The sequence below is a fragment of the Nocardia sp. NPDC057227 genome, from assembly GCF_042669725.1.
In the GTDB taxonomy this organism is placed as follows: Bacteria; Actinomycetota; Actinomycetes; order Mycobacteriales; family Mycobacteriaceae; genus Nocardia; species Nocardia asteroides_A.
Genome location: NZ_JBHUXA010000005.1, coordinates 70132 through 96133, shown reverse-complemented (window position 1 = coordinate 96133; position 26002 = coordinate 70132). Strand labels below are relative to the sequence as shown.

27 protein-coding genes are annotated in these 26002 nt (G+C 72.7%); 17 read left to right on the top strand and 10 right to left on the bottom strand.

Annotated elements, in window-relative coordinates:
- Positions 1 to 6: 6 nt before the first annotated feature.
- From ACFUJ1_RS10050 to ACFUJ1_RS10040, 3 genes are all read right to left on the bottom strand, one after another.
- A complete protein-coding gene (locus ACFUJ1_RS10050; RefSeq protein WP_378644460.1) occupies positions 7 to 2145 on the bottom strand; it encodes a RecQ family ATP-dependent DNA helicase in 2139 nt (712 codons plus the stop codon).
- 167 nt (positions 2146 to 2312) lie between these two features.
- Positions 2313 to 3536 (bottom strand): RtcB family protein, encoded by a 1224-nt coding sequence (locus tag ACFUJ1_RS10045; protein WP_378644458.1) that lies wholly within the window; start codon positions 3534 to 3536, stop codon positions 2313 to 2315.
- Between the two features lie 93 nt (positions 3537 to 3629).
- Positions 3630 to 4520, bottom strand: coding sequence for a ribokinase (locus ACFUJ1_RS10040; protein ID WP_378644456.1), 891 nt, complete (start codon positions 4518 to 4520; stop codon positions 3630 to 3632).
- Between the two features lie 63 nt (positions 4521 to 4583).
- Between ACFUJ1_RS10040 and ACFUJ1_RS10035 the strand changes: the two genes are divergently transcribed.
- The 8 genes from ACFUJ1_RS10035 to ACFUJ1_RS10000 are packed head-to-tail and all read left to right on the top strand — an operon-like array spanning position 4584 to position 11496.
- A complete protein-coding gene (locus ACFUJ1_RS10035; protein WP_378644455.1) occupies positions 4584 to 5855 on the top strand; it encodes a glutamate-5-semialdehyde dehydrogenase in 1272 nt (423 codons plus the stop codon).
- Positions 5856 to 5878: 23 nt separating this feature from the next.
- Entirely contained in the window at positions 5879 to 6757 is an 879-nt protein-coding gene (locus ACFUJ1_RS10030) for an AAA family ATPase (RefSeq protein WP_378644453.1), read from the top strand.
- Positions 6758 to 6759: 2 nt separating this feature from the next.
- Positions 6760 to 8169, top strand: coding sequence for a VWA domain-containing protein (locus ACFUJ1_RS10025; RefSeq protein ID WP_378644452.1), 1410 nt, complete (start codon positions 6760 to 6762; stop codon positions 8167 to 8169).
- A 19-nt stretch (positions 8170 to 8188) separates the two neighbouring features.
- Positions 8189 to 8833, top strand: a complete 645-nt coding sequence (gene nadD / locus ACFUJ1_RS10020) for a nicotinate-nucleotide adenylyltransferase (protein WP_378644450.1) — start codon at positions 8189 to 8191, stop codon at positions 8831 to 8833.
- A complete protein-coding gene (gene rsfS / locus ACFUJ1_RS10015) occupies positions 8830 to 9234 on the top strand; it encodes a ribosome silencing factor (RefSeq protein WP_378644449.1) in 405 nt (134 codons plus the stop codon). The genes nadD and rsfS overlap by 4 nt, the downstream gene beginning before the upstream one ends.
- Entirely contained in the window at positions 9231 to 9890 is a 660-nt protein-coding gene (locus ACFUJ1_RS10010; RefSeq protein WP_378644447.1) for a histidine phosphatase family protein, read from the top strand. The genes rsfS and ACFUJ1_RS10010 overlap by 4 nt, the downstream gene beginning before the upstream one ends.
- Positions 9880 to 10650 carry a diglucosylglycerate octanoyltransferase gene (gene octT / locus ACFUJ1_RS10005; protein ID WP_378644446.1) on the top strand — a complete coding sequence of 257 codons (771 nt, stop codon included), beginning with the start codon at positions 9880 to 9882 and terminating at the stop codon, positions 10648 to 10650. Before ACFUJ1_RS10010 ends, octT begins: the two co-directional genes overlap by 11 nt.
- Positions 10651 to 10653: 3 nt before the next feature.
- Positions 10654 to 11496 carry a DegV family protein gene (locus ACFUJ1_RS10000; RefSeq protein WP_378644444.1) on the top strand — a complete coding sequence of 281 codons (843 nt, stop codon included), beginning with the start codon at positions 10654 to 10656 and terminating at the stop codon, positions 11494 to 11496.
- Positions 11497 to 11506: 10 nt separating this feature from the next.
- Here the strand turns inward: ACFUJ1_RS10000 and ACFUJ1_RS09995 are convergent, their stop codons facing one another.
- Positions 11507 to 12064, bottom strand: a complete 558-nt coding sequence (locus tag ACFUJ1_RS09995) for a TetR/AcrR family transcriptional regulator (protein ID WP_378644442.1) — start codon at positions 12062 to 12064, stop codon at positions 11507 to 11509.
- A 149-nt stretch (positions 12065 to 12213) separates the two neighbouring features.
- On the opposite strand from ACFUJ1_RS09995, the gene ACFUJ1_RS09990 reads away from it, so the two are divergent.
- The gene (locus tag ACFUJ1_RS09990) at positions 12214 to 12651 is read left to right on the top strand and encodes a hypothetical protein (RefSeq protein WP_378644440.1); all 438 of its coding nucleotides are present in this window, start codon (positions 12214 to 12216) and stop codon (positions 12649 to 12651) included.
- A gap of 28 nt (positions 12652 to 12679) precedes the next feature.
- On the opposite strand, the gene ACFUJ1_RS09985 is transcribed toward ACFUJ1_RS09990, so the two are convergent.
- Entirely contained in the window at positions 12680 to 13174 is a 495-nt protein-coding gene (locus ACFUJ1_RS09985; protein WP_378644438.1) for a GNAT family N-acetyltransferase, read from the bottom strand.
- A gap of 98 nt (positions 13175 to 13272) precedes the next feature.
- The gene (gene ligD, locus ACFUJ1_RS09980) at positions 13273 to 14223 is read right to left on the bottom strand and encodes a non-homologous end-joining DNA ligase (protein ID WP_378644754.1); all 951 of its coding nucleotides are present in this window, start codon (positions 14221 to 14223) and stop codon (positions 13273 to 13275) included.
- Positions 14224 to 14385: 162 nt separating this feature from the next.
- On the opposite strand from ligD, the gene ACFUJ1_RS09975 reads away from it, so the two are divergent.
- The 3 genes from ACFUJ1_RS09975 to holA are packed head-to-tail and all read left to right on the top strand — an operon-like array spanning position 14386 to position 18075.
- The gene (locus ACFUJ1_RS09975; protein ID WP_378644437.1) at positions 14386 to 15462 is read left to right on the top strand and encodes a helix-hairpin-helix domain-containing protein; all 1077 of its coding nucleotides are present in this window, start codon (positions 14386 to 14388) and stop codon (positions 15460 to 15462) included.
- On the top strand, positions 15459 to 17072 hold the full coding sequence (locus ACFUJ1_RS09970; RefSeq protein WP_378644435.1) for a ComEC/Rec2 family competence protein: 1614 nt from the start codon (positions 15459 to 15461) through the stop codon (positions 17070 to 17072). Before ACFUJ1_RS09975 ends, ACFUJ1_RS09970 begins: the two co-directional genes overlap by 4 nt.
- Positions 17073 to 17106: 34 nt before the next feature.
- Entirely contained in the window at positions 17107 to 18075 is a 969-nt protein-coding gene (holA, locus tag ACFUJ1_RS09965; protein ID WP_378644434.1) for a DNA polymerase III subunit delta, read from the top strand.
- A 4-nt stretch (positions 18076 to 18079) separates the two neighbouring features.
- On the opposite strand, the gene ACFUJ1_RS09960 is transcribed toward holA, so the two are convergent.
- Positions 18080 to 19159 (bottom strand): aldo/keto reductase, encoded by a 1080-nt coding sequence (locus ACFUJ1_RS09960; RefSeq protein ID WP_378644432.1) that lies wholly within the window; start codon positions 19157 to 19159, stop codon positions 18080 to 18082.
- A gap of 118 nt (positions 19160 to 19277) precedes the next feature.
- Here ACFUJ1_RS09960 and ACFUJ1_RS09955 point away from each other — a divergent pair, with 118 nt between their 5' ends.
- On the top strand, positions 19278 to 20108 hold the full coding sequence (locus ACFUJ1_RS09955) for a helix-turn-helix domain-containing protein (RefSeq protein WP_378644431.1): 831 nt from the start codon (positions 19278 to 19280) through the stop codon (positions 20106 to 20108).
- An 86-nt stretch (positions 20109 to 20194) separates the two neighbouring features.
- On the opposite strand, the gene ACFUJ1_RS09950 is transcribed toward ACFUJ1_RS09955, so the two are convergent.
- Complete coding sequence (locus ACFUJ1_RS09950) at positions 20195 to 20443, bottom strand: hypothetical protein (RefSeq protein ID WP_233016539.1); 249 nt, start codon at positions 20441 to 20443, stop codon at positions 20195 to 20197.
- 165 nt (positions 20444 to 20608) lie between these two features.
- Positions 20609 to 20869, bottom strand: coding sequence for a 30S ribosomal protein S20 (gene rpsT, locus ACFUJ1_RS09945; RefSeq protein WP_233016540.1), 261 nt, complete (start codon positions 20867 to 20869; stop codon positions 20609 to 20611).
- A 217-nt stretch (positions 20870 to 21086) separates the two neighbouring features.
- Here rpsT and ACFUJ1_RS09940 point away from each other — a divergent pair, with 217 nt between their 5' ends.
- The 4 genes from ACFUJ1_RS09940 (at position 21087) to ACFUJ1_RS09925 (ending at position 25391) form a co-directional block, all read left to right on the top strand.
- Positions 21087 to 22724 (top strand): circularly permuted type 2 ATP-grasp protein, encoded by a 1638-nt coding sequence (locus ACFUJ1_RS09940; protein WP_378644429.1) that lies wholly within the window; start codon positions 21087 to 21089, stop codon positions 22722 to 22724.
- Positions 22724 to 23698: an alpha-E domain-containing protein gene (locus tag ACFUJ1_RS09935; RefSeq protein ID WP_378644427.1), complete on the top strand. Its 975-nt coding sequence runs from the start codon at positions 22724 to 22726 to the stop codon at positions 23696 to 23698. The genes ACFUJ1_RS09940 and ACFUJ1_RS09935 overlap by 1 nt, the downstream gene beginning before the upstream one ends.
- A complete protein-coding gene (locus tag ACFUJ1_RS09930; protein ID WP_378644426.1) occupies positions 23695 to 24537 on the top strand; it encodes a transglutaminase domain-containing protein in 843 nt (280 codons plus the stop codon). The genes ACFUJ1_RS09935 and ACFUJ1_RS09930 overlap by 4 nt, the downstream gene beginning before the upstream one ends.
- A 65-nt stretch (positions 24538 to 24602) precedes the next feature.
- Positions 24603 to 25391: an aquaporin gene (locus ACFUJ1_RS09925; RefSeq protein WP_378644424.1), complete on the top strand. Its 789-nt coding sequence runs from the start codon at positions 24603 to 24605 to the stop codon at positions 25389 to 25391.
- A gap of 10 nt (positions 25392 to 25401) precedes the next feature.
- On the opposite strand, the gene ACFUJ1_RS09920 is transcribed toward ACFUJ1_RS09925, so the two are convergent.
- Positions 25402 to 25953, bottom strand: a complete 552-nt coding sequence (locus ACFUJ1_RS09920; RefSeq protein WP_378644423.1) for a type II toxin-antitoxin system PemK/MazF family toxin — start codon at positions 25951 to 25953, stop codon at positions 25402 to 25404.
- Between the last annotated feature and the right edge of the window lie 49 nt (positions 25954 to 26002).

The following is a 26002-nucleotide window of genomic DNA, read 5'->3' as shown; positions in this document are numbered from 1 at the left end:
CCCCGCTCAGGTCGGGGTGGCCAGCGCGAACGGGAGTACCGCGGGTGCGCCCGCCGCGCGCAGGGCGCAGGCGGCGACGGTGAAGGTCCAGCCGGACTCGCTCTGCGCGTTCACCAGCAGCACCGGCCCGCCGACGTCCTGCAGGTCGGGAACGTCCCACGAGCCGTACAGCCCGGCGACCCGGTGCGCCGAATTGGCGGCGGAGACCGGCGGGTGCTCCGGCCGCTTGTGCAGCACCCCGAGGTCGCGCAGCCTGCCCACCTCGGCCAGCCGGGCGGCGAGGCTGCGGGTGAGTTCGGCGTTCCGGTCGTCGTCGAGGGCGAGCACCGCGACCGGCCGCTCGGCCCAGTCCCACTCCTTGAGCACCGCGACGCAGGCGGTCACGATGTCGTCCGGCACCGGGCCGTCGGTGGCGTCGAGCAGCGCGCGCAGCCTGCGGCCCCAGCCCAGGTCGCTGAGCCTGCCGAGCACCCGGCCCGGCTCGGCGCCCGCGCCGATCTTGCCGGAGAGCGGGATGCCGAGCGTCTTCATGCCGGTCGGCCACTGCTTGCGCGGGGCGAGGTCGATGCCGGGGCGGGCGATCCGCGCCCTGGTGGCGGCGACGGTCTCGGCGCCGGGCGTCGGGTCGAGCCTGGTACCGGTGCAGTTGTCGCAGCGGCCGCAGGTCTCGCCGAGCGTCAGCCCTGGATCGTCGAGCTGGCCGCGCAGGAAGACCATCCGGCAGCCGTCGGTGGTCTGGTAGTCGAGCATGGCCTGCTGTTCGGCGGAGCGGGCGCGGTCCAGCCGCGCGTAGCGCTCGGCGTCGTAGTGCCACGGCTGCCCGGTGCCGAGCCAGCCGCCGCGCACCCGGCGCACCGCGCCGTCCACGTCGAGCACCTTGAGCACCATCTCCAGCCGGGAGCGGTTCAGCTCGACCCGCGGCTCCAGCGCCGCGGTGGAGAGCGGGCGCTCCGAGTCGAGCGCGTCGAGCACCGCGCGCACCACCGATTCGCGCGGGAAGGCGACCGAGGCGAACCAGCTCCAGATCCGGGCGTCCTCCGGGCCGGGCAGCAGGATCACCTCGGCCCGCTCGGTGGCCCGCCCCGCGCGCCCGACCTGCTGGTAGTAGGCGATCGGCGAGGAGGGCGCGCCGAGGTGCACCACGAAGCCCAGATCCGGCTTGTCGAACCCCATGCCGAGCGCGGAGGTGGCGATCAGCGCCTTGACCTCGTTGCGCAGCAGCGCCTGCTCCAGGTGCTCGCGCTCGGTGGGGTCGGTCTGGCCGGTGTAGGCGGCGACCTCGTGCCCGGCGGCGCGCAGCACGCTCGCGACATCCTGCGCGGCGGCGACGGTGAGCGCGTAGACGATGCCGGAGCCGGGCAGCCGGTGCAACTGCTCGCCGAGCCACGCGGCGCGCTCCACCGCGTCCTCGATCCGGACCACCGCGAGGTGCAGCGACTCCCGGTCCAGGGTGCCGCGCAGCACCAGGGTGTCGGCGTCGATCCGGCCGCCGCTGCCGATCTGCGCGGCCACGTCGGTGACCACCCGGTCGTTGGCGGTCGCGGTGGTGGCGAGCACCGGGATGTCGGCGCCGAGGTCGGCGACCAGGGTGCGGATGCGCCGGTAGTCCGGCCGGAAGTCGTGCCCCCAGTCGGAGACGCAGTGCGCCTCGTCGATCACGACCAGCCCGGCGTCGGCGGCGAGCCGGGGCAGTACCTGGTCGCGGAAGTCGGGGTTGTTCAGCCGCTCCGGGCTGACCAGAAGCACGTCGACGGTGCCGGTGGCGACCTGCTCGTGGATGGCGTCCCACTCGGTGACATTGCCGGAGTTGATGGTCGCGGCCACCACGCCCGCGCGCTCGGCCGCCGCGACCTGGTTGCGCATGAGCGCGAGCAGCGGCGAGACGATCACGGTCGGGCCGCGCCCGGCCCGGCGCAGCAGCTTGGCCGAGATGAAGTAGACCGCCGACTTTCCCCAGCCGGTGCGCTGCACCACCAGCGCGCGCCTGCGCTGCACGACCAGGGCCTCGATGGCGACCCACTGGTCCTCGCGCAGCCGCGCGGCCGGGCCGGCGAGCTCGCGCAGCAACTCCTCGGCCTCGTCGCGGAGTTGTGCCGATCCGGTCGCGCGGTCCGGCTCGACGCCGGTGTCGGGGGAAGGGCTCATTCCGCCATCGTGCCGCACGACGCCGACACCCGCGTCCGACCTGCGCGGACCGCGCGTCGGGCGGGTCGCAGCACCCGTACCGGCGCTCCGGCCCCGGCACAGTGGCCGCAGGGCCGGGCTGCCTGGCCGCCGAGGACCGGCACTACGAGTGCCGGTCCTCGGGTCGACTACCCCTTGACGCAGAGCACCTGGCGCAGCGTCGCCACGACGTCGACCAGGTCGGACTGCGCCGCGATCACCTCGTCGATGTCCTTGTACGCGGCCGGGATCTCGTCCACGACGCCCGCGTCCTTGCGCGACTCCACGCCCTCGGTCTGCGCGACCAGGTCCGCGACCGTGAACTGCTTCTTGGCCGCGCTCCGGCTCATCCGCCGCCCCGCGCCGTGCGACGCGGAGTTGTAGGAGGCCGGGTTGCCCTTCCCGCGCACCACGTAGGAGCGGGTGCCCATGGAGCCGGGGATCAGCGCCAGGTCGCCCGCGCCCGCGCGCACCGCACCCTTGCGGGTGACCAGCATGGGGACGCCGTCGATCTCCTCCTCCGCCACGTAGTTGTGGTGGCAGGAGATGGGCTGCTCGAAGCGCACCGGACGGTCGGCGAACTCGTCCCGGACGGCCCGGCAGACCAGGGCGAGCATGACGGCCCGGTTCCTGGCCGCGTACTCCTGCGCCCAGGTCAGGTCGCGCCGGTAGGCCGCCATCTCCGGGGTCCCCGCCAGGAAGACCGCGAGGTCGCGGTCGGGCAGGCCGGTGTTGTGCGGCAGCTCGCGGGCCACCGCCATGTGCCGCTCGGCGATCTCCTTGCCGATGTTCCTGCTGCCGGAGTGCAGCAGCACCCACACCGTGTCCGCCTGGTCGAGGCAGAGCTCGATGAAGTGGTTGCCGCCGCCGAGCGTGCCCATCTGCTTCTGCGCCTTCGACTCGCGCGGCCCGACCTTCCGGTCGAGCGCGTCGAAGCCGTGCCAGAACCGGTCCCAGCCGGTGCGCAGCGTCGCCGTGCTCGCGCCGAGCTGGGAGACCTCGGCGCCGAGCGCGGTGACGTTCACCCGGGAGTCGTGCGCGTGGAAGCCGACCGGGACCGCGGCCTCGATCCGGGAGCGCAGCCCCTTCAGGTCGTCCGGCAGGTCGGCGGCGGTGAGGTCGGTGCGCACGCTCTCCATGCCGCAGCCGATGTCCACCCCGACCGCGGCGGGCGCGACCGCGTCCCGCATGGCGATGACCGAGCCGACCGTCGCGCCCTTGCCGAGGTGCACGTCCGGCATGACGCGGACGCCGTGCACCCATTCGAGTTGCGCGAGGGTGCGCAGCTGCCGCAGGGCGGACTGCTCGATCTCGTGCTCGTTGGCCCACATGAGCGTCTGCGCACGGGTGCCGTGCAGCTCGACGGGAAACATCGGTCTTTCCTTCCGTTCGGATAGGTCAACGGTAGGGATCCGACCGCAGGTCGCGCGAGCGATTTTCGCCGCCCGGCGGCGGGCGCGGGCGGCTCAGCCCGGTTGTGGCGCCCGCCCGGCGAGCAGCCCCGCGATGGTCGCCGCGTCGGGAACGGCGGTCGTGGCGCCGAGCGCGGTGGTGGCCAGCGCGCCCGCGGCGCAGGCCCAGCGCAGCGCGGCTTCCGGCCCGTGCGCCCAGCGGGCGGCGAGCGCGCCGGTGAAGGCGTCGCCCGCGCCGGTGGTGTCGACGGCGCGCACCGGGATCGCGGGGACGGTGAAGCACCCGTCCGGCCCGTCGTACCGCGCGCCGTCGGCGCCGAGCGTGGTGACCCGGTGCGGCACCTGATCCAGCACGTCCCCGATCGCCTCCGCCTCGCCCCGGTTCAGCACCGCGATGTCGACCAGCGCCCACAGCTCGGCCGGAAGTCGCCGCACGGGTGACGGATTCAACACCGTCACCGTCCCGTACGCCCGCGCGTGCGCGAATCCCGCCGCCACCACCGGAACCGGAAGTTCCAGCTGGCACAGCAGGATGTCCGCCGCGGCGATCGCGGCGAGGTCGTCCGGATCCAGCTCGGTGCGAGCGTGATTCGCGGCTGGCACCACCACGATCGAGTTCTCCCCGTCCCCGTCCACGACGATCGTCGCGGTCCCGCTCGGCCCCGCGGCCGCGCGCAGCCCGCGCACGTCGATCCCCTCCCGGACCAGCGATTCCCGCAGCGCGGGTGCGAACACGTCGTCCCCGACCGCCCCGAGGAACCGCACCTCCGCCCCGCTGCGCCGCGCCGCGACCGCCTGGTTCGCGCCCTTCCCGCCGGGCACCGCGGCGAACCCGGTGCCGAGCACCGTCTCCCCGGGCGCGGGCCGCCGCCCGACCGTTGCCACCAGGTCCATGTTCACGCTGCCGAGCACGACGACGTCGGCAGGCGCGGGTTCGGCACTCACCGGCCGGACAGTAGCCCGGACAGCGCCTCCCGCGCGCGGGATACCGCTGGGTAGGCTGTACCCATGACGGCAGGAACGACGACCGAGCAGGGCTCAGACGTCCGCGAGGCGGTGCACGCGGCCGCGCGCCGGGCCCGGGTCGCCTCGCGCACGCTGGCGCAGCTCACCACGGCGCAGAAGAACGAGGCGCTGCACGCCGCCGCCGACGCGCTGCTCGCCGCCGCCGACACCGTGCTCGCCGCCAACGCCGAGGACCTGCTGGCCGCCCAGTCCGCCGGCACCGCCGACTCCCTGCTCGACCGGCTCCGGCTCACCAAGTCCAGGATCGACGGCATCGCCTCCGGCCTGCGCCAGGTGGCCGGGCTGGCCGACCCGGTCGGCGAGGTGGTGCGCGGCTCGACGCTGCCGAACGGCCTGGAGATCCGCCAGCTCCGGGTGCCGCTAGGCGTGGTCGGCATGGTCTACGAGGCCCGCCCCAACGTCACCGTCGATGCCTTCGGGCTGGCGCTGAAGTCCGGCAACGCGGCGCTGCTGCGCGGCTCCTCCTCTGCGGCGCACTCGAACGCCGCGCTGGTCGAGGTGCTGCGCGCGGCGCTCGCCGGGCTCGGCATCCCGGCCGACGGGGTGCAGTTGCTGCCGAGCGCCGACCGCTCCAGCGTCACCCACCTGATCCAGGCCCGCGGCCTGGTCGACGTGGTGATCCCGCGCGGCGGCGCCGGGCTCATCTCGGCCGTCGTGCGCGACGCCACCGTGCCAACCATCGAGACCGGCACCGGCAACTGCCACGTCTACGTGCACTCCGCCGCCGATCTGGCGATGGCCGAGGCGATCCTGATCAATGCCAAGACCCGCAGGCCGAGCGTGTGCAACGCCGCCGAGACGGTGCTGATCGACGCGGCCGTCGCGGAGACGGCGGTGCCGAGGCTCACCGAGGCGCTGCGCGGCGCGGGCGTCACCATCCACGGCGACCTGCCCGGCCTGGTTCCGGCCACCGACACCGACTGGGGCGAGGAGTACCTCACCCTCGACATCGCGCTGAAGGTCGTCGACGACCTGGACGCCGCGGTCGAGCACATCAACACCTGGGGCACCGGGCACACCGAGGCCATCGTGACCGCCGACCTGGCCGCCGCCCGCGCCTTCAGCGCCAGGGTGGACGCCGCCGCCGTCATGGTGAACGCCTCCACCGCCTTCACCGACGGCGAGCAGTTCGGCTTCGGCGCGGAGATCGGCATCTCCACCCAGAAGCTGCACGCCCGCGGCCCGATGGCGCTCCCCGAGCTCACCTCCACCAAGTGGATCGTCTGGGGCGACGGCCAGATCCGGCCGGTCTGACCCCGAATCGAAAGGACGGCACGGTGGGTATCACCGACGTACAGGAACCCGTGTTCGGCTCGGTCGAGGACGTGATCGATCGCCTCGCGGAGACCGGCTACCTCGCCGACAAGGGCACCGCCACCTCGGTCTTCCTCGCCGACCGGCTGGGCAAGCCGCTGCTGGTCGAGGGCCCGGCCGGGGTCGGCAAGACCGAGCTGGCACGCGCGGTCGCGCAGACGACGGGGGCCGAGCTGGTCCGGCTGCAGTGCTACGAGGGTGTGGACGAGGCGCGGGCGCTCTACGAGTGGAACCACGCCAAGCAGATCCTGCGGATCCAGGCGTCCTCGGAGAACGACTGGGCGGAGACCAAGGCCGACGTCTTCACCGAGGAGTTCCTGCTCTCCCGGCCGCTGCTCACCGCCATCCGGCGCACCGAGCCGACCGTGCTGCTGATCGACGAGACCGACAAGGCCGACGTCGAGATCGAGGGGCTGCTGCTGGAGGTGCTCAGCGACTTCGCGGTCACCGTCCCGGAGCTCGGCACCATCACCGCCGCCCGCAAGCCGTTCGTGCTGCTCACCTCGAACGCCACCCGCGAGCTCTCCGAGGCGCTCAAGCGGCGCTGCCTCTACCTGCACCTCGACTTCCCGGACGAGGAGCTGGAGCGCCGCATCCTGGCCAGCCGAGTACCCGAGCTGGCCCCCGCCGTCGCGGCGCAGCTGGTGCGGATCGTGCACGTGCTGCGCGGCATGCAGCTCAAGAAGCTGCCCTCGGTGGCCGAGTCCATCGACTGGGGCCGCACCCTGCTCGCGCTCGGGATGACCGACCTGGACGACAACGTCGTGCGCTCCACGCTCGGCGTCGTGCTCAAGCACCGCAGTGACCACGAGCGGGCCCTGAACGAGCTGAAGCTGGCCTGACCGTGGCCGAGCAGCCCACCCTGCACGCGCCGCACGGCATCCCCGGTCACCTCGTCGGCTTCGTGGAGGCGCTGCGCACCAGGGGAATCCCGGTCGGGCCTTCGGAAACCGTCGACGCGGGCCGGGTGCTCACCGTGCTCGACCTGATGGACCGCGAGGTGCTGCGCGAGGGGCTGGCCTGCGCCCTGCTGCGCCGCACCACGCACCGGACCACCTTCGACGGCCTCTTCGACCTGTGGTTCCCGGTCGCGCTCGGCGAGCGCGGCAACTGGGCCGATGACATCGAGATCCCGCGCACCCCGGACGGCCGGGTCGACATCCCCGAACTGCGCGCCATGCTCGCCGAGCTGCTCGCCAAGGAGGACCCGGGGCCCGAGCTGCAGCAGCTCATCGGGCAGCTGGTCGAGCAGATGGGGCAGTACCAGTCCGCGCGCGGGCCGTCGTTCTCGGCGTACCAGGCGCTGCGCGACGTCCAGCCGCAGACGCTGCTGGCGAAGATCCTGGCCGGGCTCGGGCTGCCCGCGGACGCCAGCGACTTCGACACCGAGGTGGCGCGCAGGCAGGCCAGGCAGCGGATCGAAGGTTTCCGGGCCGGCGTCGAGGCGGAGACAAGGCGCCGGGTCGCGGAGCGGATCGGCCGCGAGCGGGTCGCGAGCTACGGCGTGGCCAGGCAGGCCGAGGACGTCGACTTCCTGCGCGCCTCCGAGCGCGAGCTGGCCGAGCTGCGCCGCAGCACCCAGCGGCTGGCCCGGATCCTGGCCAGCAGGCTCGCGGCCAGGCGCAGGCACTCCAAGCGCGGCGAGATCGATCTGCGCCGCACACTGCGCAAGTCCATGTCCACCGGCGGCGTGCCGATCGACCTGGTGAACCGCAAGCCCAAGCCCGGCCGGCCGGACCTGGTGCTGCTCTGCGACGTCTCCGGGTCGGTTGCCGGGTTCAGCAACTTCACGCTGCTGCTGGTGAGCGCGCTGCGCGAGCAGTTCTCCCGGGTCCGGATCTTCGCCTTCGTCGATCAGGTGGACGAGGTCACCCGGTTCTTCGACCCGCACACCCAGCTGGACGAGTCGCTGACCCGGATCTTCGCCGAGGCCGACGTGGTCGGGCTGGACGGCCACTCGGATTACGGCGCCGCGCTGAACGGCTTCGCCGACCGCTTCCCCGAGGCCGTCACCAGCCGCAGCTCGCTGCTGATCCTCGGCGACGCCAGGACCAACTACCGCGACCCCCGGCTGGCCACGCTCGCATCGCTGGTGGAGACGGCCAAGCACGCGCACTGGCTGAACCCGGAGGCGACGACGCACTGGGGCTCCGGCGACTCGGCGGCGCGCAAGTACGCCGAGATCGTCGAGATGCACGAGTGCCGGTCGGCCAGGCAGCTGACCGAGGTCGTGTCCCGGTTGCTCCCGGTGTGACCGGTTAAGCTCGGCAGCCATGCGGGAAACAGGACGGCCGGCCCGGCGGCTCGGGGTGATGGGCGGCACCTTCGACCCCATCCACCACGGGCACCTCGTCGCGGCGAGTGAGGTCGCCCACCGGTTCGACCTGGACGAAGTGGTCTTCGTCCCGACCGGGCAGCCGTGGCAGAAGGCGGACAAGAAGGTCAGCGCGGCCGAGGACCGGTACCTGATGACCGTCATCGCGACCGCCTCCAACCCGCGCTTCTCGGTGAGCCGGGCCGACATCGATCGCGGCAAGATGACCTACACCGTCGACACCCTGCGCGAGATGCGCGACCGCTTCCCGGATGCCGACCTGTACTTCATCACCGGTGCGGACGCACTGGCCAATATCCTCTCGTGGCAGGATTGGGCCGAACTGTTCGAGCTGGCGAAGTTCGTCGGGGTGAGCCGTCCCGGGTACGAGCTCAATGCCGACCACCTGGCGGAGTACCTGCGCGACATGCCCGCCGACGCGGTGACCATGATCGAGGTGCCCGCGCTCGCCATCTCGTCGAGCGAGTGCAGGCGCCGCGCCGCGGAGAACCGTCCGGTCTGGTATCTCGTGCCCGACGGCGTCGTGCAGTACATATCGAAGCGGCACCTGTACGTGCCGAACGGACCGGAAGGTAGCGAATGAGCGCATCGGACGAAGCGGTGCAGATGGCGCGGGTCGCCGCGGTGGCGGCGGACGAGAAGCTGGCCTCCGATGTGGTGGTGCTCGACGTCTCCGAGCAGCTGGTGATCACGGACTGCTTCGTGATCGCGTCGGCGCCGAACGAGCGGCAGGTCAACGCCATCGTCGACAACATCGAGGAGAAGCTGCGCGACGCCGGGCACAAGCCGGTGCGCCGCGAGGGCACCCGCGAGGGGCGCTGGGCACTGCTCGACTACATCGACATCGTGGTGCACATCCAGCACAACGACGAGCGGAACTACTACGGCCTGGAGCGGCTCTGGAAGGACTGCCCGACCGTCCCGGTGCCCGGCATCGGCGCCGACGGCCGCCCCGCCGACGCCGCCGCCGGGGCCGCCGAGTGAGCAAGAACGCCGGCGTCCGGACGCTGATCCTGCTGCGGCACGGCCAGACCGAGTGGAACGCGGTCGACCGGATGCAGGGCCAGATCGACACCGACCTCACCGAGCTCGGCAGGCACCAGGCGAAAGAGGCCGCGCGCGAACTCAATTCGCGCAACGGTGTCGCGATCCACTCCTCCGACCTGCGCCGGGCGCGGGACACGGCGCAGGCGCTCGGCGACAGCACCGGGCTGCCGGTCACGCTGGACCCGCGGCTGCGCGAGACCAGCCTCGGCATCTGGGAGGGGCTCACCCACATCGACGTCGACCGGGACTACCCGGGCGCCAGGGTGGCCTGGCGGATGGACGCCACCTACACCCCGCCCGGTGGCGAGAGCAAGCTCGAGGTCGGCGCCCGTGCGCTGCCGCTGGTGCACGAGCTGTATCGGGAGCGCGCCGACTGGCCGGGCCGGACCGTCTTCCTGGTGGCGCACGGCGGGCTGATCGCCGCGCTCACCGCCGCGCTGCTCGACCTGCCGCCGCAGAACTGGCCGATCCTCGGCGGGCTGGCCAACACCAGCTGGGTGCAGCTCAGCGCGCACGGTCCGAGCTTCGAGCGGCCCGGCTGGCGGCTGGACGTGTGGAACGCGGCGGCGAAGGTGGCGCCGGATGTCCTCTGAGTCCGTGCCTTCGGCCGCCGCGGGCAGGCCGACGCTGCTCGTGATCGCGGATTCGCTGGCGTACTTCGGGCCGAGGGGCGGGCTCTCCGCCGACCATCCGCGGATCTGGCCCAATCTCGTTGCGGCCGAGCTGGGCTGGGACGTCGAGCTGGTCGGCCGGATCGGCTGGACCTGCCGCGACGCCTACTGGGCGCTGATCGGTGACCCCAGGGTCTGGGCCTCGGTCCCGCGCGCGGGCGCGGTGATCTTCGCGACCGCGGGCATGGACTCGCTGCCGTCGCCGCTGCCGACCGCGCTGCGCGAACTCATCCGCTACGTCCGCCCGCCCGCGCTGCGCCGCCGGGTGCGCGACGCCTACAACGCGGCCCAGCCGCACCTCGCCAAGCTGGGCAGGCCGGTCGCGCTGCCGCCGCGGGTGAGCGTGGACTACCTGGAGCAGGCCAGGGAGGCGCTCGCCGGGCTGCGCCCCGAGCTGCCCATGATCGGCGTGCTGCCCTCGGTGCACGTCTGCGAGGCGTACGGCAAGGTGCACACCGGGCGCGAGCCCATGGTGCGCGCGCTCACCGAGTGGTCGGCGCGCAGCGGCGTCCCCCTGGTCGACCTGGGTGCGGCGGTCCGGGAGAACGTGTTCTCCGGTGCGGGCAACCCGGACGGCATCCACTGGGGCTGGGCCGGGCACGCCGCGGTCGCGGAATCCATGCTGAAGGTGCTGGCGGCGCAGCCCGGGCTCGCCGCGGAGAGCGTGCGGGAGGGCCGGTAGACCGTGGCCGTCGTGGTCGTCACCGATTCGTCCGCCTCCCTGCCCCCCGACCTGGTCGCCGAACTCGGGATCGTCGTCGTCCCGCTGCACGTCCTCGCCGGTGACCGCACCATCAGGGAGGGCATCGACCCGATCGACGTCGACTACGGCTCCGACGACGTCAGCACCTCCGCCGCCTCGCCCGGCGAGCTGCGCGCGGTCTACGAGCGCGCGCTGGAGCGCAGCGCGGGCGCCGGGGTGGTCGCCGTGCACCTCTCCCAGCAGCTCTCCGCCACCTGGGAGGCGGGCAGGCAGGCCATCGCCGAGCTCGGCTCGGAGCGGATCCGGCTGGTCGACTCGCTCGGCGCCGGTCTCGCCACCGGGCTCCCGGTACTGGCCGCCGCGCGCCGGGCCGTCGCGGGGGACGGGCTGGACGCCGTGCACGAGGCCGCCGTCGCCGCCGCGAGCCGGTCGCGCACGTTCTTCCTGGTGAACCGCACCGAGCAACTGCGCAGGGGTGGCCGGCTCAGCACCGCGGCCTCGTTCTTCGGCAGTGAATTGGTGACGAAGCCGCTGCTGCAGATCGTCGAGGGGCGGTTGGAGCTGCGGGAAAAGGTGCGGACCAGGTCCAAGGCGTACAGCAGGCTGGTCGCCGCGGCGGTCGATGCGGTCGGGGGTGAGCCGGCCGCGGTCGGGGTGCAGCACCTGGGGGCGGGGGATGCGGCGGCGACCGTCGTGGCGCAGTTGCGCGAGAGGTTGCCGGATCTGAACGAACTCGTGCAGGCGGAGTTCGGGCCCGCCCTCGCGGTGCACCTCGGGCTCGGGGCGGTGGGGATCGTCGTCCTGCCCGGTGGTTGCGGCGGGTGAGGAACGCGTCTCAGCGGGGAGCGAGCCCGCGGCGCAGCAGGCGCCAGGCCCGCTGCGCGATCTCACCCCGGGCCGCCGGATCCGACTCCGAGAGCACATTCGCCAGCATGGCGACCGCGAGCACGACATCGGCGGCGTCCAGCGCGGGGTCGAGCTCGCCGCGCTGCGCCGGATCCGCCAGCTTCTTCGCGATCAACGCGTCGAACCGCTCCGCCACCGCCAGCAACCGCGGCTCACTCCCGGTCGGCCGCAACATCGCCACGAACGCCGCCGACGCGGTGATCTGCTCGACGATCACCTCGAGCACCGTGTCGACCCGCGTCTCCGGATCGGCCGCCAGCGCCTCCACCTCCGCGATGTTCTCGTCGAAGACCGCGAGCGCGATGGCGTCCCGGCTCGGGAAGTGCCGGTAGAGCACACCCTGCCCGACCCCCGCGGTCCGCGCGATCGAGCTCAGTGGCGCGTCGAACCCACTGCTGGCGAACACTTTCCGGGCCGCGGCGATGAGCGCGGCACGGTTGTCCGCCGCGGCGCGCGGGCCCCTGTTGACCCGCCCGGGTGAAGTCATCCGCTCACTCTAGCGAGCGCGGACAGCACCGTCCGGTCGGCAGCCCCGGTCTGATTCGTCCCGTTCGGTGAATGCCCTGATCCGGACACCAACCCACCTGCCGGAGGGTCGTCGGCACTGCCACGTAGAGTGCGGGCGTTCGATGATCGGTGGGGAGGAAGCACGTGCTCATCTGGGGCTGGCAACGCCAGGTACTGACGCTGGCCGTACTCGCGGCCTTCTGCGGTGCCTGCCGCAATACGGGTCCGCACGGCCTGCGCAAACTGGTGACGAAGTTCACCCTGTTCTTCGTCCCGCTCTTCCCGATCAGCCGCACCTACCTGGAGTGCCCGGTCTGCGGGGTGCAGTCGCCGGTGCCCGCCGCCGACGTCCCGAACCTGGTAGCCCAGGCCGATCAGCCGCCCGGCCCGCTCATCCACACCGTGCCGCCCGGGGTTCAGCAGCCGGTGCCGCCCCAGCACGGCCGGCCGCAGCCCGCACCTGCGCAGCAGAATTGGCAGCAGCCGGTACCGGCGCAGCAGAACTGGCAGCAGCCCGCGCCTCAGCAGGGCCCGCAGTCTGCCCCTCCGCCGCAGCAGGGCTGGTAGCGCGCCTGCGAGTTCGGCGCCCGCCGCGCTAATCGAGCGCTATCCAGTACCGGCGGGCCGGACCGAGCTCGGTGTCCCGAACCGACTCGAGCACCCCACCCGCCTTCTCGATGGTCCGCGCCGACGCCATATTCCCGTCCGCGCAGAGCAACAGCACCTGCCCCATCCCATGCTCCCGCGCGACCTCGAGCATGCGCCCGAGCGCCCAGCTCGCAACCCCGCGCCGCCGCGCCGACGGCCGCACCCCGTACCCGATGTGCCCGGCCCGCAGCACCGCATCGCTCGTCCCGTACCGCAGCGCGATCCCCCCGAGCACCTCCCCGCCCTCGACGATCCACCGATGCGCGCACCACTCGGACTCCGCCGCCAACCGCCGCACCCACTCCGCGAACCCGTCCGCGGACCGCACCTCGTCGTCGGCCCGCAACCCGAACCCGTCCTCGTGCACCCCCGGCCCCCACTCCCGATGCGCCACCAGCCAGGCCGCGTGCAGGGCCGTGGTAGGCGCGATCAGCTCGGACATGTGCCGACCCCGCTCACGTCAGCGCCCGTGCGGCGGTGTAGTCCGCCATGACAACCCCCTCTCCCCCCATTCGACGCTAGAGCTCGCGCGGGTGCTGATCAAGCCGGATCGGAAGGGATCTGCACCTCGTTCGCCGTCTTGTCCGAACGGAGCCCCCGCCAGCTCGGATGCCGGAGCCCGGAGGAGCTCGCCTCGCGGAATTCGATGTCGCCGACGAGGACGGGCTGGACCCAGTGCACGCCGGGGACCGCCCCGGGGGCCGGAATGCGGTCGAGTGGGACCGAATCGCGGGCGAGGTCGTCGAGGCGCCCCTGCAGTGCCCGCCGCACCGCGGCGGTGAACCCGGTCCCCACGTTGCCGATGTGCACCAGCCGCCCACTGTCGTCGTGCGCCGCCAACACCAGGGAACCGAAGGTCCCGGTGAACCGACCGCTCCCCGGCAACCATCCGGCGACGATCGCCTCGGTACTGCGCCGCAGCGGCGTCTTGATCCAGGCGGGCGAGCGCCGCCCCGGCTGGTACGTCGAGTCCAGCCGCTTGCAGACGATGCCCTCGAGGTGGTGCTGCGCCGCCACCTCGAGCAGCGCGGCCGGCCGCACCCCGGTCCAGAACGGTGGCACCGGCACCAGCTCCCCGGCCAGCTTGAGCGCGGCCAGATCGTCCCTGCGCCGGGTGTACGGCCGGTCGAGCAGCGATTCCCCGTCGAGTTCGAGCACGTCGAAGACGATGAACTCGACGGGGTAGGCGGCGAGCAGCCCCGGCGTCGGTGTGACCACGTGCATCCGATGCTGCAACCGACCGAACGACGGCGCCCCGGTCGCCGGATCGGGCGCGACGATCTCCCCGTCGATCACCAGCGGAACGTCCGGAGCCAGGGCGCGGAGCGCCTCCCCGAGCTCGGGGTAGGAGCGCGAGATATCCCTGGCATTCCTGCTGGTGAACCGGCAATTCCCCGGCTCGATCCGGACGATGGCGCGGACCCCGTCCCACTTCATCTCGACCGCCCAGCGCGCGGCGTCGTCCGGTGGCCGTCCGGAGACGGCCAACATCGGCGCCGGGTTCGCCACCACGGGTTCAGCATACTTCTGGCAAATGCCGGGATCGAGGGCTCGTTCCCCGAGTTGTCCCCAACTCCGCCGCTATCCACAGGGCAGGAGAAGGCCCAGTTCACCGCCGCAGGGTGGGCGGCGCCCAGACCTAACGTCGGCCCCATGTCCCGCCACGAGGAGCACGACCGCATCCGCCGACGCCTGAGCGTCCTCACCCCCACCGCCGACGGCTCCCTCCGGGTCCCGTTGCCGATGAACGCACTCGACCCGGCGGGGGAGCGGCCCGCGGTCACCGATCCCCGCTGGTCCGACAAGACCGAGCAACTCGACGCCAGGCGTCGGCTCGGCCGCTGGCGCGAGACCGATCCCTGGCCCGCCGACCGTGACACCGAGCCGGAAGACGAGGAGCCGAAACAGCCTCGCGGCAGTCGCCGCACCCGCTGGGGTGAGCCCCGTGCCCGCAGCATCGACCCCGATGATCCCGACGCCATCGGCGAGCCCGACTGGCTGCACGCCCAAGCGGGCCCGCTGCGCTGGTACGAACGCCTGCTGCCCGCCCGATTCGCCGCGGCGCGAATCAGTGTCACCCGCCGCGCGTCGGCGGCACTCGCCGTGATCGGCCTGGTGGCCGTCGTGATCTCCGGCTACGCCGTGTGGCGCGAGCGCCCGGTGATCAGCCAGGCGGCACCGGTACCGGCCGTGCGCATGGCCGCGGCAGCGCCGAGCAGCCGGGGCCCGGAGCCCGCTCGCAGCGACGTCGCCCCCGCCCATGAGAGCCAGGGCGAGCTGGTGGTGAGCGTCGTCGGCCTGGTGCACCGCGGCGGCCTGCTGCGGCTCGCCCCCGGCGCCAGGATCGCCGACGCGCTCGACGCGGCGGGCGGCCCGCTCCCCGGCGCCGACCTGCAGGGGCTCAACCTCGCGCAGAAGGTCTCGGACGGCGACCAGATCCTGGTCGGCGCCGCGGACCCCGCCGCCCCGCCCCGCGCCAGCGGCACCGCGAGCACCGGTAGCGCGGCGAGTGCCCCCGGCTCCGCCCCCGGCGCCGAGGGGAAGGTGAATCTCAACACCGCCACCGAGGCGGAGCTCGACGCCCTGCCCGGCGTCGGCCCGGTCACCGCCCGCGCCATCGTGGCCTGGCGGAACAGTAACGGCCGATTCAGCGATCTCGAGCAGCTCGGAGATGTCGATGGCATCGGCCCCGCCCGCCTCGCCAAGCTCCGCGAGCTGGTGACGCTGTGAGCGGGCAGCGGCCGCCGGGCGACCCGGTGACCACGCTCTCCGGCTACTGGCCGATCGTCCGCCCGGACGAGCCGCCCGCGCCGGAGCCGCGCGCACCGGACGCCCGCCTGGTCCCGGCGGCCCTGCTCTGCTGGCCGGCGACCATCGTGGCCATCACCGCGGGCTGGATCACCGGTCTCGTCCTCGCGGCACTGCTCGCCGGCACCGCCTGCGGGCTCTGGATCTGGCTGCTGCGCGGCGGTGTGCGGCGCTCCGACCGGTGGCGGGTGTTGGTGTGGGGAATGGTGGCCGCGCTGCTGCTCGGCACCGGCTTCGCGACCGCCGCCGCCTGGCGGGAGCAGCGGGTGGCCGCGCATCCGCTGCGTGCCCTCCCGGACCGGGCGTCGGTGCAGATCTATGCGGTGCCGACGGACGACCCGAAACCGGTGCGCGGCAGATCCTTCGGCGATCAGCGGCGCTGGGTGGTGCGCGCCGATCTGGTCGAGTACCGGCACGCGGGAATGCGGGTGCGGGCGGGCGGGGCCGTCACCATCCTGGCCGGTGGCGACGAGTGGGGCCGGATCACCCCGGGCGGGCTGCTCCGCTTCCAGGCTCGGCCGATGCGGCCGCAGACGAGCGACCTCACCGTCGCGGTCCTCCGCGCGAACGCCCCACCCGTTGAGCTGGAACAACCACCCTGGTGGCAGCGCGCGGCCGTGCCGGTCCGCAGCTCGCTCACCGAAGCCGCCCGGCGGGTGCTCGGCCGCGATGCCGCGGGCGTGCTTCCCGCGCTGGTGCTCGGCGACACCTCCGGGCTCACCGACGAGGTGCGGGACGATTTCGCCACCGCCGGGCTGCAACACCTCTGCGTGGTGAGCGGCGCCAACGTCACCATCGTGCTGACCGCGGTGCTCGCGCTCTGCCGGGCCCTGACCCTCCCGCCCGCCGCCTGCGCCGCCACCGCGGCACTGGCACTGCTGCTCTTCGTGGTGATCGCCCGGCCCGACCCGAGCGTCCTGCGCGCCGCCGCCATGGGCTCGGTGACGGTGCTCGCACTGCTGACCGGGCGGCGCAGACAGGCGCTCCCCGCCCTGTGCGGCGCGGTGATCCTGCTGCTCGCGGTCTGGCCCGCGCTGGCGGTGAGTATCGGCTTCGCGCTCTCCGTCCTCGCCACCGCCGCCCTCGTTCTCATCGCCCCCGGCTGGGCCGCCGCACTCCGCGGCCGCGGCTGGTGGCGGGCACCCGCCGAGATCGTGGCCGTCTCGGCCGCTGCCTTCGCCGTCACCGCGCCACTGGTAGTCGCCGTCACCGGCAAGTTGAGCCTGGTAGCGGTACTTGCGAATGTGCTCGTAGCGCCGGTGATCGCGGCCATCACCGTGCTCGGCGCGCTCGCCGCCACCATCGCCTGGGCCTGGGCGCTCCCCGCCGAACTGCTGCTCCGCCCCGCGGCCATTCCACTCTGGTGGCTGCTCGAGGTCGCCGAGCACACCGCACGGCTGCCCGGCGCCACCGTCACCGTCCCCGGCGGCGCCCTTACCGGAACCCTCGCGGCCGCGGCGCTTCTCGGCACCGCGCTCGGACTCCGGGTCCGCGCTGCGCGCCGGAGAATCCGAGCCGAAACGGGACCGTGACCCCCTGTCACCGCCGAACCGTAGGATCGACCGCGTGAGCGAGACGGCAGCGGTGCATCTGGTGCTCGGCGACGAGGAGCTGTTGATCGAGCGCGCGGTGGCGACGGTGACCACCGAGGTCAGGGCGACCGCGCCGGACCCGGAGGCGGTGCCGGTGGAGCGCCGCCGGGCCGGTGAGGCCACCACCGCCGAGCTCGCGGAGATGCTGAGCCCGTCGCTGTTCGCCGAGGATCGGCTGATCATCCTGGAATCCGCCGCCGACGCGGGCAAGGAGGCGGCCGCGCTCATCGGCGAGGCCGCCGCCGACCCGCCGGACGGCGTGGTGCTGGTGATCCTGCACTCCGGCGGTGGCCGCGCCAAGGCGCTCGCCACCACCCTGCAGAAGGGCGGGGCGCGGGTGCATTACTGCGCCAAGCTCACCAAGCAGGCCGAGCGGGTCGGTTTCGTGCGCGGCGAGTTCCGGGCGGCGGGGGTCAGGGCGGGCGGCGAGGTGGTGCAGGAACTCCTCGACGCCGTCGGCTCCGACCTGCGCGAGCTGGCCGCCGCCTGCTCCCAGCTCGCCGCCGACACCGGCGGCAAGGTGGACGTGGCCGCGGTGCGCCGCTACTACTCCGGCCGCGCCGAGGTCAGCGGCTTCGACGTGGCCGAGCTCGCCGTGGTCGGCAACCGGGCCGCCGCCATGGAGGCGCTGCGCTGGGCCGACGACCGCGGCGTTCCGCACGTGCTGCTCGCCGACGCGCTCGCCGACTCGGTGCACACCATCGCCAGGGTCGGCTCGGCAGGCCGCGGCGACCCGATGCAGCTCGCGCAGCAGCTGGGTATGCCGCCGTGGAAGGTGAAGAAGGCCAAGGCGCAGGCCAGGGGCTGGAGCCCGGAGCAGATCGGCAGCGCCATGCGGGTCGTCGCCACCCTGAACGCCGATGTCAAGGGCGGCGCCGCCGACTCCGGCTACGCCCTGGAACAGGCGCTCGGCCGCATCTGCGACCTGCACGGTGGCAGTTGAGCCGTCAGCCGACCGGCAACCGCTCCTCGACCTTCAGGTCGCCGAATGTCACGGACCGCGTCATCGGCCGGCGCAGGAAGTCGTGCGGGAAACCGAGCTCGACCGCACTGGCCCGCTCCAGCCGGGCAGACTGCTCGGCGGAGAGCTCGACCTCGAGGGCACCCAGATTGTCGGTGAGCTGATCGAGGGTGCGGGCGCCGACGATCGGCGAGGTCACCCCCGGCTGCCGCAGCACCCAGGCCAGCGCCACCTGCGCGGGGGAGTATCCGGCCTCGCGGCCGATCTCCCGCACCACCTCCGCGATACCGAGGGCGCGCTCGGTGAGCGAGCCCGCCGCCGCGGCCACATTCCGCCGGGTGCCCGCGGCGTCGGCCGAGATCTCGACACCCAGGTCGGCGCGGCTGTACTTGCCGGTCAGTACCCCGCTGGCCAGCGGCGACCACGGGATGACGCCGAGGCCGAGCTCCCGGGCCATGGGCACCAGCTCGCGCTCGACGGTCCGCTCGACCAGGTTGTACTCGATCTGCAGCGCGATCAGCGGCGCCCAGCCGCGCAGGTCGGCGATGGCCTGCATGCGGGACACCTGCCAGGCGGGCGCGTCCGAGATGCCGACGTAGACGACCTTGCCGGAGCGAACCAGGTCGTCCATGCCGCGCAGGATCTCCTCCACCGGGGTGCGGTAGTCCCAGGCGTGCAGGTAGAGCAGGTCGAGGTAGTCGGTGTTCAGGTTGCGCAGGCTGGCCTCCACCGAGGTGACCATGCTCTTGCGCTGATTGCCGCCGGAATTGGGGTCGCCGGGGCGGCGCAGCATCGTGTACTTGGTGGCGATCACCAGGCTGTCCCGCCGGTCGGCGGCGAACTCGCCGAGGAAGCGCTCCGAGGTGCCGTCGGTGTAGGCGCTCGCGGTGTCGATGAAGTTGCCGCCGCGGTCGACGTAGGTGTCGAAGATTTTTCGGGCCTCGGCGGCGTCGGCGCCCCAACCCCAATCCGAGCCGAAGGTCATCGTGCCGAGCGACAGCGGTGAGACCCGCAGCCCCGAGCGGCCGAGCAGCCGGTAGTCGTCGAGGGCGCGCACGTCGGTCATGTCGAACTCCTTGCCGGTCGAATGTCGTTGCGCCACCGAGTCTGCCGAGCCGGGAGCGTGCCGGTCGGGGAGACTTCTTCCTGGGAAGGCCGGTCCTACGCTCCGTACCATCGGGGTGGTGACGAGCACGGTGGACACGACGCGGGAACTCGCCGCCTTCCTGCGCACCCGGCGCGAGCGCCTCACGCCGGCCGCGGCGGGGCTGCCCGCGCGCGGGCAGCAGCGGCGGACGCCGGGGCTGCGGCGCGAAGAGGTCGCCGAGCTGGCCGGAGTCAGCACCGACTATGTGGTGCGGCTGGAGCAGGGGCGTGGGCTGCGGCCGTCGGTCGAGGTGCTCGACGCCCTCGCCCGGGCGCTGCGGCTCACCGACGCCGAGCGGATCTACCTGTTCGACCTGGCGCAGCAGCGGCCGCCGAGCAGTGCGCAGCCGGAGTGCGAGGCGCCCGCGCCCGCGCTGACCAAGCTCATCCGGGTGTTCTCGCCGCTGCCCGCCATGCTGGTGAACCACCGCTGCGACATCCTGGCCTGGAATCCCGAGATGGCCGCGCTGCTGCTCGACTTCGCCGCGGTGCCGGAGCGGCGGCGGAACGCGCTGTGGCTCTGCCTCCTGCACCCGGAGCTGCGGGATCGGTACGGCGATCGGGAGCGGATCATCCAGGACGGTATCGCCGACCTGCGCGCCGCCTGGGCCGCGCACCCGGACGACCCCGCGCTGGCGGCGATGATCGCGGAGCTCACCGAGACCAGCCCGGAGTTCGCCCGCAACTGGGACCGGCGCGACGTCCTGGTCCGCGGCCGCGGCCGGAAGCCGCTGCACCATCCGGTGGCGGGCGATCTGGTGGTCGAGTTCGAAGTGCTGCTCTCGCAGCAGGACCCGGACCAGCGGATCATCGTCTACCACGCCGCCGACGCCGCCTCGGAGGCCGCGCTCGCCCGCCTCGCCCCGTAGCCGCGGCCCCGGCAGCCACGACGCACCGACAGCGGAACGGCCGGTCGATCGTCCTCGCGATCGCCCGGCCGCACCGAAGGAAGAACTCACTCCCCGGACGTGAGCACCAACCCCTCTTCCTCCACGTCCGACTCCTCGAACCGCCCGTCCCACTCCTCGTACGACGGCACATCCTCGTCCCGGGTGACGATCCACTCCAGCGCGTAGCCACCCTCGTCGTCGGGCACCATCACGTTTTCGATCTTGATGCCGATGCCGAGCACCTCGGCGGCCCGGATCACCTCCGGGAGATCCTCGGCTCGGACCACGGTCTGATTCGCGTACACGGTCACCATGTGCGGAATCGTAGCCAGCGCGCGGGACACCGTGCCGAACCCCGCGCGGGCGATCCACCGGCAGCCCCACCGCCGCCGAACCGCCGGTGCGGACGACAAAAGCCGCCGTGGTCATCGAGGCCACGGCGGCGACGTACGGCGAGCGCTACGACAGCGCCCGGACGATCAGATCTTGTTGAAGGCCAGCGCCAGCGCGGACTTCTTGTTGGCCGCCTGGTTGGCGTGGATGACGCCCTTGGAAGCAGCCTTGTCCAGCTTGCGGCTGGCGAAGCGCAGGCGCTCGGCCGCCACATCCTTCTCGCCGGAGTCGGCGGCCTCCCGGAAGCTGCGGATCGCGGTGCGGAGCGCCGACTTCACCGACTGGTTGCGCAGCCGCGCCGCCTCGTTGGTGCGAATCCGCTTCAGCTGGGACTTGATATTGGCCACGCCGGTATCCTCTGGTTCCTGTCGGTTAGGTGTGCTTCGGAAGCTCTTGCGCATGCGGTGGTCGCACCGGAAGCGGTGCGGACCAGCAGGTAACGCTGCGCCGAAGGTCGAGGTTACCAGCAGCCCGCGCGCGGACGAAATCGCGGTCCCCTCCTTCGTAGCGCGAAATTAACCTGCGTCTCACGAGAACCGGACACGGGCATTGCAATCTCGGAAGATGACCGCGCTGCATCCGACCACGACGACCGGCGTCTTCGACGGCTACGGCCCCGGCCGGTTCCGCGAGGCATTCGACGAGATGTTCGCCCCGGACGGCGCGGTGCGGCACCCCTACGCTGGACTCTTCGCCGCGCTCGCCCCGATCCACGCCGACGAGCTGGCCGCGCGCTTCGAGGCGCTCGGCCGCGCCTTCGTCGACCAGGGCATCACCTTCTCGCACTCCGGCCAGGAGCGGCCGTTCCCGCTGGACCTGGTGCCGCGGGTGCTCGCGGCCGCGGAGTGGTCGGAGCTGGAGGCCGGGATCCGGCAGCGGGTGCGGGCGCTGGAGCTCTTCCTCGCCGACGTCTACGGCGAGCGGCAGATCCTGCGCGAGGGGGTGATCCCGAAGCGGCTGGTCACCTCCTGCGCGCACTTCCACCGCGCGGCGGTCGGGGTGGTGCCGCCGAACGGGGTGCGGATCCACGTGGCCGGGATCGACGTGATCAGGGACGAGCGGGGCGGCTTCCGGGTACTGGAGGACAACCTGCGCTCGCCGTCCGGCGTCTCCTACGTGATGGAGAACCGGCGGACGATGGCCAGGGTCTTCCCCGACCTCTTCGGCTCGCACCGGGTGCGCGCGGTCGGCGACTACCCGACGCACCTGCTGCGCGCGCTGCGAGCGGCGGCCGCGCCGAACGAGGCCGACCCGACGGTGGTGGTGCTGACGCCCGGCGTGCACAACGCGGCCTACTTCGAGCACTCGCTGCTGGCCAGGCAGATGGGGGTGGAGCTGGTCGAGGGGCGCGATCTCTTCTGCCGGGACAACGTGGTCTACATGCGCACCACCGCCGGCGAGCGGCAGGTGGACGTGATCTACCGCCGGATCGACGACATCTACCTGGACCCGATGCACTTCCGCCCGGACTCGGTGCTCGGTATCCCCGGGGTGCTGAACGCGGCGCGCGCGGGCACGGTGGTGATCGCCAACGCGGTGGGCAACGGGGTCGGCGACGACAAACTCGTCTACGCCTACCTGCCCACCATCATCGAGTACTACCTGCGGGAAGAGCCGATCCTGCGCAATGTCGACACCTTCCGCTGCTGGCTGGACTCCGAGTGCGCGGAGGTGCTCGACCGGCTGGACGAGCTGGTGGTCAAGCCGGTGGAGGGCTCCGGCGGGTACGGCATCGTGATCGGCCCGGACGCCTCCCGCGCCGAGCTGAACGAGGTCGGGCAGAACATCAGGGCGAATCCGCGCGGCTGGATCGCGCAGCCCGTCGTGCAGCTCTCGACGGTGCCGACGAAGGTCGGCGACGCGCTCGTGCCGCGCCACGTCGACCTGCGGCCGTTCGCGGTGAACGACGGCGAGCGGATCTGGGTGCTCCCCGGCGGGCTCACCCGGGTGGCGCTGCCGGAGGGCTCGCTGGTGGTGAACTCCAGCCAGGGCGGCGGCAGCAAGGACACCTGGGTGCTCTCCGCGCAGGCCGCCCCGGCCGACCGCGAGCTCGGCGGCGCCGAGCTGGTCGCCGAGCCGCCGCAGGCCGACGCCTTCGAATCCGACCGGCAGCCGACCCCCGCGCAGGCCGGGCAGCAACAGCAACAGCAGCAACAGCAGGCGGCCCGCGCGGGCGGGCCTGCGACCGGAGGGAGCACCTGATGCTGGCCAGGAACGCGGAATCGCTCTACTGGATCGGCCGCTACGTGGAGCGCGCCGACGACACCGCCCGGATCCTCGACGTCGCCGTGCACCAGTTGCTGGAGGACGCCACCGTCGACCCGGACCGCACCTCGCGGCTGCTGCTCCGGGTGCTCGGCATCGAGCCGCCCGCCGGAGTGCTCGACGTCTGGTCGGTGACCGAGCTGGTGGCGTTCAGCCACGCGCACGGCGGCTCGATCGTCGACTCGGTCGCGAAGGCGAGGGAGAACGCGCGCGGCGCGCGCGAGGTGACCTCGGGGGAGATGTGGGAGTGCCTGAACGCCACCTACAACGGGCTGGCCGCCGCCGAGTCCGCGGCGCGCGGCCTCGGCCCGCACGAGTTCTTCCACTTCGTGAAGGACCGCGCGGCCATGTTCGCCGGGCTCTCCGACTCCACCCTCAGCCGCGACGACGGTTACCGCTTCCTGCTGCTCGGCCGGGCCATCGAGCGGGTCGACATGACGGTGCGGCTGCTGCTCTCCCGCGCGGGCGACCGCACGTCGTCGCCCGCCTGGGTGACGGTGCTGCGCTCGGCGGGCGCGCACGACACCTACCTGCGCACGCACCGCGGCGCGCTGGACGCCAACCTGGTGGCCGAGTTCATCCTGCTCGACCGGCTCTTCCCGCGCTCGGTGTTCCACTCGGTGCAGGTGGCCGAGGCCTGCCTGGCCGAGCTGGACCAGCGGCCGAGCAGCCGGGTCGGGGCGCGGCACGAGGCACAGCGGCTGCTCGGCAGGGCTCGCAGCGAGCTGGAGTTCCTTGCGCCGGGGGTGCTGCTGGAGAACCTGCAGACCCGGCTGCTCTCGCTGCAGCGCACCTGCCGCGAGGTGAGCGAGGCGGTGGCGCTGCAGTACTTCCACGCGGCGCCCTGGGTGGCCTGGACCGACCTGCAGGTCAGCCACGATCAGCGGGTCGGCGTGGAGGGGGAGCTATGAGCTGGCGGACCAGGGTGGTGCACACCACCGACTACGTGTACGAAGCGCCGGTCACCCGGTCGTTCAACGAGGCGAGGCTGACCCCGCGCGGCGACCACAGGCAGAACGTGGTGCTGAACCGGGTCGAGACGGTGCCCGCCACCCGTTCCTACCGGTACACCGACTACTGGGGCACCGCGGTGACCACCTTCGACCTGCACGCGCCGCATACCGAGCTGCAGGTGATCGGCTCCTCGGTGGTGGAGACCGACCCCTTCCCCGGCCCGGCCGAGGAGCTGAGCTGGGACGAGCTGCGCACCGACGCGGTGGTCGACCGCTTCGACGAGCTGCTCGCGCCGACGCCCTACGTTCCGCTCGACGACGACCTGCGCGCGGTCGCCGAGCAGCTCGCGCGCACCGACTCGCCGGCCAAGGCGGTGGTGCGCGCGGCCGAGTGGGTGTACCGGGAGATGGACTACACCCCGGCCAGCACCTCGGTGCACACCTCGGCGGTGCAGGCCTTCGCCGAGCGCCGCGGCGTCTGCCAGGACTACGCGCACCTGACCCTGCTGCTGCTGCGCGCCATGCGCATCCCGAGCCGGTACGTCTCCGGGTACCTGCACCCGCAGCCGTCGGCGGAGATCGGGGCCACCGTCGAGGGGCAGTCGCACGCCTGGATCGAGGCCTGGACCGGCCAGTGGTGGGGGTACGACCCGACCAACGACATCGCCATCAACGAGCAGCACGTCGCGGTCGGCGTCGGCCGCGACTACTCCGACGTGCCGCCGCTGAAGGGCATCTTCTCCGGCGGCGGCTCGACCGATATGCGCGTGGTGGTGGAGATCACCAGGCTCGCGTAGTAATTTCACTACCGCTCGACCTCTCAGCAAATATGCAGTTTCCTCTGGAAGCACGAGGTGGCGGTATGTCTCCCACGGCGCAGGAAATCGTCGAAGAAGTAATCGAGCAGCGGCCGATTCCCGATGTGAAGAAGTGGGGTGCCGAGGCGTTCGGCACCTTCATCCTGGTGATCGGCGGTGTCGGCACCGCTGTGCTGGCCGGTCAGCGGGTCGGCGCGCTGGGGGTCGCGCTCGCCTTCGGGCTCACCCTGCTCTTCCTGGTCTACGCGATCGGGCCGATCTCCGGCTGCCATGTGAACCCCGCGGTGACCCTCGGGCAACTGCTGCTCGGCAGGCTCGGCGTGGTCAGCGCGGTCGGGTACTGGATCGCCCAGCTGATCGGCGGGCTGCTGGCCGGGCTGGTGCTCTTCGCGCTGGCGAAGAACCTGCCAAGCTACGACCGCGCCGCCGACGGCCTCGGCGCCAACGGCTGGGGCGCGCACAGCCCGTCGGCCACCACCGGCCCGCTCGGCATGGTGGTGATCGAGGACGGCTACGGCCTGGCCGCGACGATCATCGTCGAGGTGATGCTCACGGCGCTGCTGGTGTTCGTGGTGCTTGCCTCCACCGATCAGCTCTCCGACCTGCCGCTGGCGGGCATCTCGATCGGTTTCACCCTGGCGGTGATCCACCTGATCTCGATCCCGGTGGACAACACCTCGGTGAACCCGGCGCGCAGCATCGCGGTCGCGCCGTACCAGGACGGCGCGATGGGGCAGCTCTGGGCGTTCATCGTGTTCCCGCTGCTCGGCGGGGTGCTCGGCGCGCTGCTGTACGGGCTGCTCTTCGGCCGCTCGCGGGACATGATCTCCTGAGCGAACGGGCTCAGTGCCAGCCGTACTCGGCGACCAGCCGGTGCGCGACCAGGTCGAAGGTCTTGCGGGCGAGCACCGCGCCCTCGCGCCTGATCCCGGCCTCCGGCACGTCGAGTACCCGGTCCAGCCGGACCCAGCTCGGCCTGCCGTCGTGATCCCAGCTGCCGCTGCCGATGCCGATCCAGTCCGAATCGTGCGCGCGCTCGGCTTTCGAGGAGAGCATCAGCCCGAGCAGGGTGCGCCGGTCCCGGCCGACCACGAGCACCGGGCGGTCCTTGCCGTTGCTCGGGTCCTCCTCGAAGGGCACCCAGGTCCAGACGATCTCGCCGGGGTCGGCGCGGCCGTCCAGTTGCGGGGCGTAGACGACCTGCCTGGCGCGCTCGGCGGTGGGCACCGCGATCGAGGCGGTGGGCCGCACCGCGACGTTCTTGCGCCGGGCACCGGAGAGCGAACCGAGCAGCCGCTCCGCGATTTTCGGTCCCTGCTGCCTGACGAGCTTCGGGCCCTGCTGCCTGGCGATGGTGCCGAGCTGCTTGCCGATCGTGTTCCAACTTCGGGCCATCCCCGAAGGATAACGGCGAACCGCCGCGGTCGCCTCCGGGGTGCCCGTG

Excerpts from the sequence above, each read along its gene's own strand:
- ACFUJ1_RS10050 (WP_378644460.1), bottom strand. The coding sequence starts at position 2,145 with ATGAGCCCTTCCCCCGACACCGGCGTCGAGCCGGACCGCGCGACCGGA.
- ACFUJ1_RS10045 (WP_378644458.1), bottom strand. The coding sequence starts at position 3,536 with ATGTTTCCCGTCGAGCTGCACGGCACCCGTGCGCAGACGCTCATGTGG.
- ACFUJ1_RS10035 (WP_378644455.1), top strand. The coding sequence starts at position 4,584 with ATGACGGCAGGAACGACGACCGAGCAGGGCTCAGACGTCCGCGAGGCG.
- nadD (WP_378644450.1), top strand. The coding sequence starts at position 8,189 with ATGCGGGAAACAGGACGGCCGGCCCGGCGGCTCGGGGTGATGGGCGGC.
- rsfS (WP_378644449.1), top strand. The coding sequence starts at position 8,830 with ATGAGCGCATCGGACGAAGCGGTGCAGATGGCGCGGGTCGCCGCGGTG.
- octT (WP_378644446.1), top strand. The coding sequence starts at position 9,880 with ATGTCCTCTGAGTCCGTGCCTTCGGCCGCCGCGGGCAGGCCGACGCTG.
- ACFUJ1_RS09995 (WP_378644442.1), bottom strand. The coding sequence starts at position 12,064 with ATGACTTCACCCGGGCGGGTCAACAGGGGCCCGCGCGCCGCGGCGGAC.
- ACFUJ1_RS09985 (WP_378644438.1), bottom strand. The coding sequence starts at position 13,174 with ATGTCCGAGCTGATCGCGCCTACCACGGCCCTGCACGCGGCCTGGCTG.
- ligD (WP_378644754.1), bottom strand. The coding sequence starts at position 14,223 with ATGTTGGCCGTCTCCGGACGGCCACCGGACGACGCCGCGCGCTGGGCG.
- ACFUJ1_RS09975 (WP_378644437.1), top strand. The coding sequence starts at position 14,386 with ATGTCCCGCCACGAGGAGCACGACCGCATCCGCCGACGCCTGAGCGTC.
- ACFUJ1_RS09960 (WP_378644432.1), bottom strand. The coding sequence starts at position 19,159 with ATGACCGACGTGCGCGCCCTCGACGACTACCGGCTGCTCGGCCGCTCG.
- ACFUJ1_RS09950 (WP_233016539.1), bottom strand. The coding sequence starts at position 20,443 with ATGGTGACCGTGTACGCGAATCAGACCGTGGTCCGAGCCGAGGATCTC.
- ACFUJ1_RS09940 (WP_378644429.1), top strand. The coding sequence starts at position 21,087 with ATGACCGCGCTGCATCCGACCACGACGACCGGCGTCTTCGACGGCTAC.
- ACFUJ1_RS09935 (WP_378644427.1), top strand. The coding sequence starts at position 22,724 with ATGCTGGCCAGGAACGCGGAATCGCTCTACTGGATCGGCCGCTACGTG.
- ACFUJ1_RS09930 (WP_378644426.1), top strand. The coding sequence starts at position 23,695 with ATGAGCTGGCGGACCAGGGTGGTGCACACCACCGACTACGTGTACGAA.
- ACFUJ1_RS09925 (WP_378644424.1), top strand. The coding sequence starts at position 24,603 with ATGTCTCCCACGGCGCAGGAAATCGTCGAAGAAGTAATCGAGCAGCGG.
- ACFUJ1_RS09920 (WP_378644423.1), bottom strand. The coding sequence starts at position 25,953 with ATGGCCCGAAGTTGGAACACGATCGGCAAGCAGCTCGGCACCATCGCC.